This window comes from Methyloparacoccus murrellii, assembly GCF_054657115.1.
Genome location: NZ_BAAHXD010000071.1, coordinates 1 through 8,385, shown reverse-complemented (window position 1 = coordinate 8,385; position 8,385 = coordinate 1). Strand labels below are relative to the sequence as shown.

Sequence of the window (8,385 nt, the reverse complement as noted above, 5' to 3'; positions counted from 1 at the left end):
GGCCGGTCGCCCGCGCGCGGCCTAGGACCGGATCCGCAGGACCTTGGCGCCGCGGGTATGGTGGTGCTTGAGGGCGACCAGCGCCCGGTTGGCGTCGGCCAGCGGGTACTCCTCCACGACCGGGCGGATCGGGATGCGGGCGGCCAGCGACAGGAATTCGGAGACATCGGCGCGGGTTACGTTGGCGACGCTCTGTATCCGTTTTTCCAGCCATAGATGCCGGGGGTAATCGAGTCGCAGCAGGGCCGCCTTGTCCGACTCCTCCTTGCGGATGGCGTTGATGACCAGCCGTCCGCCGGGCAAGAGGTTGGCCAGCGCGGCGAGCACGGTGTTCCAGGCCGGCGTGGTATCGATGATGGCCGCCAGGGGTTCGGGCGCGGCGGCGGTGACCTCGCCCGCCCAGGCAGCCCCCAGGGCGATGGCGAATGCCCGTTCCTCGGCCTGGCGGGCGAAGACGAAGACAGGCGATGCCGGAAAGCGGAACCGGGCCAGCTGCAGGACCAGATGGGCCGACGCGCCGAATCCCATGAGACCCAGCGGCTGACCGTCCCGGAGCTTTGCCAGCCGCAGGGAGCGATAGCCGATGGCGCCGGCGCAGAGCAGCGGAGCGGCCTCGGCGTCGCCGTAGATATCGGGTATCGCGTAGGTGAACGCGGCCGGCACGACCATGCGTTCGGCATAGCCGCCATGGACATCCCGGCCCGTAGCCCGGAAATCGGGGCAGAGGTTTTCGCACCCCGCGAGGTACTGCGGGCAGTGGCCGCAGCTCGAATGTATCCAGGCCACGCCCAGCCGTTTGCCCACCGGGATGCCGGTGACACCCGCGCCGGTTTCCAGCACCCGGCCGACCACCTGATGGCCGGGGATGACCGGCAGCCGGGGGGGCGGGGTTCGGCCCTCGATCTCGTCGAGCTCGGTATGGCAGACGCCGCAGGTCAGCACGTCCAGCAGCACTTCCCCGTCGCCCGGCGTGGGGTCCCGCCAGTTCCGCAGCCGCAGGGGCGCGCTGCCCTCGGACAGTTCGGCTAGCGATTCCAGGATCATGGCCTTCATGCGTGGACTCCGGCAGGGACGGTAGCCCTCATTATCGCGGCAAACGGGGCTCTCCGGGAGCGGACCGGGGCGGGGAGGTACGGCGATCCGTCACTGATAGACCAGCTGGACCGGCTCCTCGTCATGCAACGCCCGCAACTGTTTCAGCAGGGGCTCCTCGGGCCGGACGCGCCAGCGTTCGCCCAGGTGCATGAGGGTCTCGGCGCCGCGGCCGCGGAATTCGACGAACACCTGGCAATGGCCGCCCGTATAGGGTTCCAGCAGGTCCCTCAGCGACGCGACGCTTGTGTCGCCGGCGCCATTGGGCGACGGCTCGCGCCACTTCAGGATCAGTCGCTTCGCGAACTCGACCCGTGCCGCCTCGATGCTCATCAGACGCTCGGCGCCAAGCCGCAGCTGGCCGGCGAAGTCGTCCCAGCTCAGGTTGCCTTCAGCCACCAGCAGCGTGTCCTTGACCAGGTATTCGCGACAGCGGTTGAAGGCTTCCGAGAAGATGGCGACCTCCAGCCGGCCGGTCCGGTCGTCCAGGGTCACGAATGCCATGCGCTTGCCGTTCTTGTTCTGCTTGGTGCGCAGATCCACGATCAGTCCGGCCACCACCGCCCTGATTTCCTGGCGCCGGCCATAGCCGCTTTCGGTGCCGCCGCTGCGGTCGTGCTTCTCGGCGAGCGGGCCGAGCCGGTCGCTGATGAAGTGGGTGATGTCCCGTTCGTAGGCGGTGATGGGGTGACCGGTCAGATAGAGGCCCAGGGTGGCCTTTTCCTGGCTGAGGCGTTCCGCCTCGGGCCAGGGTTCCACCTCCGGCATGGCCGGCTCGTTCGACGCGGGCGCCGGCTCGTCCGACAGCCCGAACAGGTCATCCTGGCCGGAAGCCGCCATGGCGCCATGCTGCTCGGCGGCCCTGAGGGCGTCGCCCAGCGCCGCCATGTGGCGGGCGCGGTTGGGGTCGAGGCTGTCCAGCGCGCCGGCGCGGATCAGGGCCTCCAGCACACGGCGGTTGACCTTGCGGCCGTCGATGCGCCGGCAGAGATTGCGCAGGTCGCGGAACGGGCCGTTGCGGCGACGCTCTTCCAGGATATCGCCGATGGCGCTTTCGCCGACACCCTTGATGGCGCCCAGCCCGTACTGGATGACGCCGTCATCCTGGGCCGAGAAACGGAACTCCGAGCGGTTGATGTCGGGCGGGAGGAGGGCCAGCTTCATGTTGCGGCATTCCTCGATGAACACCACGACCTTGTCGGTCTTGTCCATGTCCGAGGACAGCACCGCCGCCATGAAGGCCGATGGATAGTGCGCCTTGAGCCAGGCCGTCTGGTAGGAGACCAGGGCATAGGCTGCCGAATGCGACTTGTTGAAGCCGTAGCCGGCGAACTTCTCCATCAGGTCGAAGATGTAGCCGGAAATGGCCGGGTCGATGCCCTTCGCCGTGGCGCCGCCGACGAAGATTTCCCGCTGCTTGGCCATCTCCTCTGGCTTCTTCTTGCCCATGGCGCGGCGCAGCAGATCGGCGCCGCCCAGGGTGTAGCCGGCCATGTCCTGGGCGATTTTCATCACCTGTTCCTGGTAGACGATGACGCCGTTGGTGGGCTTGAGGATGGGTTCTAGGAGCGGGTGCGGGTACTCGGCCTGCTGCTTGCCGTGCTTGACGTTGATGTAGTCGTCGACCATGCCCGACTGCAGGGGGCCGGGCCGGAACAGCGCCACCAGGGCGATGATGTCCTCGAAGCAGTCCGGCCGGAGCCGCTTGATCAGGTCCTTCATGCCGCGCGATTCCAGCTGGAACACGGCGGTGGTCTGACAGCTCTTCAGCAGCTCGTAGGCGGCCGGATCATCGAGCGGAATCTGGGCGATATCGATGGCGGCCTCGCCCCGGCCGGCCCGCTGGCGGTTGATGGTCTGCAGCGCCCAGTCGATGATGGTCAGCGTCCGCAGGCCGAGGAAGTCGAACTTGACCAGGCCGATGGCTTCGACATCGTCCTTGTCGAACTGGGTGACCAGGTTGTCGCCGCCGGCCTCGCAATAGAGCGGGCAGAAGTCGGTGAGATCGGTGGGCGCGATCACCACGCCGCCGGCATGCTTGCCGGCGTTGCGGGTCAGGCCCTCCAGCGACTGCGCCAGGTCGATCAGTGCCCGCACCTCGTCGTCGGCTTCGTACAGTGCCCGCAGGTCCTCGCTGTCCTGCAGGGCCTTTTCGAGGGTGATGCCAAGCTCGAACGGGATCAGCTTGGCGATGCGGTCGACGAAGCCGTAGGGATGGCCGAGCACGCGCCCGACATCGCGGACCACGGCCTTGGCCGCCATGCTGCCGTAGGTGATGATCTGCGACACGCGGTCGCGACCATAGGTGCGGGCGACATAGTCGATCACCTCGTCGCGGCGATCCATGCAGAAATCGACGTCGAAGTCGGGCATGGAGACCCGCTCCGGATTGAGGAAGCGCTCGAACAGCAGCTCGAATTCGATCGGGTCGAGGTCGGTGATCTTGAGGGCGTAGGCCACCAGCGAGCCGGCGCCCGAGCCGCGCCCCGGGCCGACGGGTATGCCATGCTGCTTGGCCCACTGGATGAAGTCGGCGACGATCAGGAAGTAGCCGGGGAAATCCATCTGGTTGATGACGCCGATTTCCAGCTCCAGCCGCTCCTGGTAGGACCGGGTGCGCTCCTCCAGCGAGTCCTTGCCGACCGGGGCGCGCACCGCCAGGCGCTCGCGCAGGCCCTGGCGGGAGGCTTCGGCGAAATAATCGCCGGTGCTCATGCCGGCCGGCACCGGGTACTGGGGCAGGAAGTTCTGGCCCAGGGTCAGCCTGAGGTTGCAGCGCTTGGCGATTTCGACGGCGTTTTCCAAGGCCTCGGGCAGATCGGCGAATAGCTCGGCCATCTCCGCCGGGCTCTTGAGATACTGCTGATCGGTGTAGTCGCGAGGCCGCCGCGGATCCTCCAGCACCCGCCCCTGGTGGATGCAGACGCGGGCTTCATGGGCGTCGAACTCGCTGGCATGCAGGAAGCGCACATCGTTGGTGGCGACGACCGGCAGCGCCAGTTCCGTGGCCAGCGCCACGGCGGCATCCAGGTAGATATCCTCGTGCGGCCGGCCGGTGCGCTGCAATTCCAGGTAGAAGCGGTCCGGAAAGATGCCCTGCCAGTATCCGGCCAGCTGCCGGGCCTCTTCCCGGTTGCCGGCCAGCAGGGTCCGGCCGATCTGTCCCTGGCGTCCGCCGGACAGGGCGATCAGCCCGGCATTGCGCTCTTCCAGCCAGTGTGGCATGACCTGTGCCACGCCCTGGTGCTGGTTCTCCCGGTAGGCGCGGGACAGCAGTTCGCTGAGGCTGCGATAGCCGGTCTCATCCTGGACCAGCAGGGTCAGCAGGTAGGGCGAGGCCGGTTCGGCGGCATTATAGAGCAGCACGTCGGCGCCGGTGATCGGCTTGACGCCGGCGGACTGGGCCGCCTTGTAGAACTTGACCAGCGAGAAGAGATTGGTGTGGTCGGTGACGGCCACCGCCGGCATGCCCAGTTTGGCGCATTGCCTGACCAGGGCCTTGATGTCGATCAGACCGTCGATCAGCGAGTACTCGGTGTGCAGACGCAGGTGGATGAAGGCGGGCGGGTTCATCGCGCGTCGGCTCAGCGGGACAGGGCGATTTCATCCAAGCACAGCTCCAGCGACTGGCGCCAGTCCGGCAACTGGAGGCCGAATGTCCGGGCGAGCCGGTCGCCGGCCAGCACCGAATAGGCTGGCCGTTGGGCAGGGGTCGGATATTCGGCTGTCGCGATGGGCCGGAGCCGGGCGGCCGTCGCTTCCAGCAGACCCCGGGCCAGGGCCAGCTCGCGGATGGCGGCGGCGAAGCCGTACCAGCTGGTGACGCCGGCAGCGGTCAGGTGGTAGGTACCGGCGTGATCGGCCAGCGCGAAGCGGTCCCGATCAAGACAGCGCGCCAGCATCAGGGCGGTGGCCTCGGCAATCAGCCGGCTCCAGGTGGGAGCGCCGATCTGGTCGTCGACGATGCCGAGGTTGTCGCGCTCGCGCATCAGACGGAGCATGGTCAGCAGGAAATTCTGTCCGCGGCCGCCGTAGATCCAGGCCGTGCGCAGGATCAGGTGGGGAATGCCGGCGGCACGGATGGCCGCCTCGCCGGCGAGCTTGCCGAGCCCGTACTGGCCGAGCGGAGCGGTCGGATCGTCCTCGCGATAGGGTCGGCCGGCATCGCCTGCGAACACGTAGTCGGTCGAGTAGTGCACCAGGCCGCACCCGGCGGCGCGCGCCGCCTGCGCCAGGATGCCGACGGCCTCGGCGTTGATCCGCCGCGCCTGTTCGGGTTCCTGCTCGGCCCGGTCGACCGCGGTGTAGGCGGCGGCATTGACGATCAGCTGCGGTCGCAATTCGCGCACGGTCTTGGCGAGTGTTTCCGGGCGGGCCAGGTCGATGGCCGGCGCGCCGGTGCGTCCCAGGGCCACGACCTCGCCCAGGCAGGCCAGGGTGCGGCGCAGTTCCCAGGCGAGCTGACCGTCCCGGCCGATCAGCAGGATGGCCGGTTTCACCATACGCTCAGGGCATCGCGCGGGAAGTCGCCAAGAGGCCGGCCCTGGCGGTCCTTGGGCGAGAGCTCGGGCTGTTCGAGCGGCCAGCGGATGCCGATGTCGGGGTCGTTCCAGAGCAGGCTGTGCTCGCTGCCGGGATCGTAGAAACCGGTGCACTTGTAGGCGAACAGGGCGGTTTCGCTGGTGACGCAGAAGCCGTGCGCAAAGCCTTCCGGGACGAACAGCTGCCGATGGTTTTCCGCCGACAGGGTTTCGCCGTACCACTGGCCGAAGGTCGGGGAATCGGCCCGTACGTCGACGGCCACGTCGAAGACCTCGCCCTGCAGGACGTACACCAGCTTGCCTTGCGGCCCCGGATTCTGGAAATGCAGCCCCCGCAGGATGCCGCGGCGCGACCAGGACAGGTTGTCCTGCACGAACTGCCGGTCCAGGCCGGCTTCCGCGTAGCGCCGCTGGTGCCAGGTTTCCTGGAAAAAGCCGCGCTCGTCGCCGAAGACGTCCGGCTGGACTCGCAACAGGCCGGGGAGCGGCGTGGTTTCGATGATCATGCCGGCCGCTCCATGGTCAGGAGACGCAGGAGATACTCGCCGTAGTGGCTCTTGCGCAGGGGTTCCGCCTGCGCGGCAAGCTGTTCCGAGCTGATCCAGCCCTGACTCCAGGCGATTTCCTCGGGGCAGCTGACCTTGAGGCCCTGGCGCTGCTCGATGGTCTGGATGAAGTTGGATGCCTGCAGCAGCGAATCATGGGTGCCGGTATCGAGCCAGGCGATGCCGCGGCCCAGCTTTTCCACCTGCAGCTGCCCCAGGGCCAGATAGAGGTTGTTGATGTCGGTGATCTCCAGTTCGCCCCGGGCGCCCGGCTTCAGGTCGCGGGCCATGTCGGCGACCTGGTGATCGTAAAAGTACAGGCCGGTCACGGCGTAGTTGGACTTCGGCGCCCTGGGTTTCTCGACCAGGCTGACCACCCGGCCTGCGGCATCGAATTCGGCCACGCCGTAGCGTTCCGGATCCTGGACCCAGTAGCCGAACACGGTGGCGCCCTCCGGTCGGGCCGCCGCCCGGGCGAGGGTTTCGGTAAAGCCGTGGCCGTAGAAGATGTTGTCGCCGAGGATCAGGCAGGAGCGATCCCGGCCGATGAAGTCGCGCCCGATGACGAAGGCCTGTGCCAGTCCCTCGGGCCGCGGTTGCTCGCGGTAGCTGAGCGCCATGCCCCACTGGCTGCCGTCGCCCAGCAGCCGCTGGAACATCGGCGCGTCGTGCGGCGTGGTGATGATGAGCACGTCGCGAATGCCGGCCAGCATGAGCACCGACAGCGGGTAGTAGATCATCGGCTTGTCGTAGACCGGCAGCAGCTGCTTGCTGGTCACGTGGGTGAGCGGGTGCAGCCGGGTGCCGGAGCCGCCGGCGAGAATGATGCCTTTCAGGGTCGACATGGGACAGGGAGACTCGGAGCGTGTGGTGTCGGGGATGCGGTGTCCTGGCGAGGGTGGCTCAGCCGGCCGTGCCGGTGCCCAGCCGCTCGCCGCGATAGCTGCCGTCCATGACCCGCTGACACCAGTTCTGGTGGTCCAGATACCAGCGCACGGTCTTGCGCAGCCCGGTCGCGAAGGTTTCGCTCGGCACCCAGCCCAGCTGCGAGGCGATCTTGCCGGCGTCGATGGCGTAGCGCCGGTCGTGTCCCGGGCGGTCGGTGACGAAGTTGATCAGCTGACGGTGCGGCCTGTGCGGTGAATCCGGGCACAGTTCGTCCAGCAGATCGCAGAGCGCCTGTACCACCGACAGGTTGGTCAGCTCGTTGTTGCCGCCGACATTGTAAACCTCGCCCGGCGTGCCGGCTTCCAGTACCCGCTCGATCGCCCGGCAGTGGTCTTCCACGTACAGCCAGTCGCGGACATTCGAGCCGTCACCGTAGACCGGCAGCGGCCGGCCCGCCAGGGCGTTGTGGATCATCAGGGGGATCAGTTTTTCCGGGAACTGGAAGGGCCCATAGTTGTTGGAGCAGTTGGTGGTCAGGACAGGCAGGCCATAGGTATGGAAATACGCCCGCACCAGATGGTCGGAACTGGCCTTGGAGGCGGAATAGGGCGAGTTGGGTTGGTAGGGCGTGGTCTCGGTGAACCTGCCGCTGGGCCCGAGGCTGCCGTAGACCTCATCGGTCGACACATGCAGGAAGCGGAACCGGTTCCGGGCGTCATCCGCCAGGTTGCGCCAGTAGCGGCGGGCCGCTTCCAGCAACTGGAAGGTGCCGAGGATATTGGTCTGGATGAAGGCCTCGGGTGAGTCGATCGAGCGATCGACATGGCTCTCGGCGGCAAAATTGACGATGGCCGTAGGTTGGTGGCGGAGCAGAAGATAATCCACCAGCGCGCTGTCGCCGATCGAGCCGAGCACGAAATTGTGGTTCGGGTGATCCTCCACGCTGTCCAGGGTATCCAGGTTGCCGGCATAGGTGAGCGCGTCCAGGTTGACGATCTCCGTATCGCCGCGCTGTATCTGGCGAATGACGAAATTGCCGCCGATGAACCCGGCGCCGCCGGTAACGAGTAGGGTCTGGGTGGGCTGCATCAAGCGACTCCGGCTGGGTTTGCGCGTGGAATTGGGCCCGTCGCATTGGTGGGCAACGATGGCCGGTAGGAGAGGCGGGGCCGTTCCGCCTGTCTGCCCGTATGGCAGATCATCGGGCGACCGGCTGTCGGCGACGGAATCCGGGCAGGCGCCCGCGATTCATATGCCGTGGCACCGCGATAATGCCGCGAATTCTACCGCATCGCCGGCGGGTCGGGAGCGTCCCGGCC

6 protein-coding genes are annotated in these 8,385 nt (G+C 67.3%); all 6 read right to left on the bottom strand.

The window, feature by feature from the left end; translation table 11 throughout:
• Nucleotides 1–21: 21 nt before the first annotated feature.
• Nucleotides 22–1,053, bottom strand: a complete 1,032-nt coding sequence (locus ACYQ1H_RS14790; protein WP_460028813.1) for a zinc-dependent alcohol dehydrogenase family protein — start codon at nt 1,051–1,053, stop codon at nt 22–24.
• Between the two features lie 90 nt (nt 1,054–1,143).
• On the bottom strand, nt 1,144–4,665 hold the full coding sequence (gene dnaE, locus ACYQ1H_RS14785; protein ID WP_460028812.1) for a DNA polymerase III subunit alpha: 3,522 nt from the start codon (nt 4,663–4,665) through the stop codon (nt 1,144–1,146).
• An 11-nt stretch (nt 4,666–4,676) separates the two neighbouring features.
• Nucleotides 4,677–5,594: a dTDP-4-dehydrorhamnose reductase gene (gene rfbD / locus ACYQ1H_RS14780; RefSeq protein ID WP_460028811.1), complete on the bottom strand. Its 918-nt coding sequence runs from the start codon at nt 5,592–5,594 to the stop codon at nt 4,677–4,679.
• Nucleotides 5,588–6,139, bottom strand: a complete 552-nt coding sequence (gene rfbC, locus ACYQ1H_RS14775; RefSeq protein WP_460028810.1) for a dTDP-4-dehydrorhamnose 3,5-epimerase — start codon at nt 6,137–6,139, stop codon at nt 5,588–5,590. Before rfbC ends, rfbD begins: the two co-directional genes overlap by 7 nt.
• On the bottom strand, nt 6,136–7,023 hold the full coding sequence (gene rfbA, locus ACYQ1H_RS14770) for a glucose-1-phosphate thymidylyltransferase RfbA (RefSeq protein WP_460028809.1): 888 nt from the start codon (nt 7,021–7,023) through the stop codon (nt 6,136–6,138). Before rfbA ends, rfbC begins: the two co-directional genes overlap by 4 nt.
• Nucleotides 7,024–7,081: 58 nt before the next feature.
• On the bottom strand, nt 7,082–8,155 hold the full coding sequence (gene rfbB / locus ACYQ1H_RS14765) for a dTDP-glucose 4,6-dehydratase (protein WP_460028808.1): 1,074 nt from the start codon (nt 8,153–8,155) through the stop codon (nt 7,082–7,084).
• Nucleotides 8,156–8,385 lie beyond the last annotated feature (230 nt).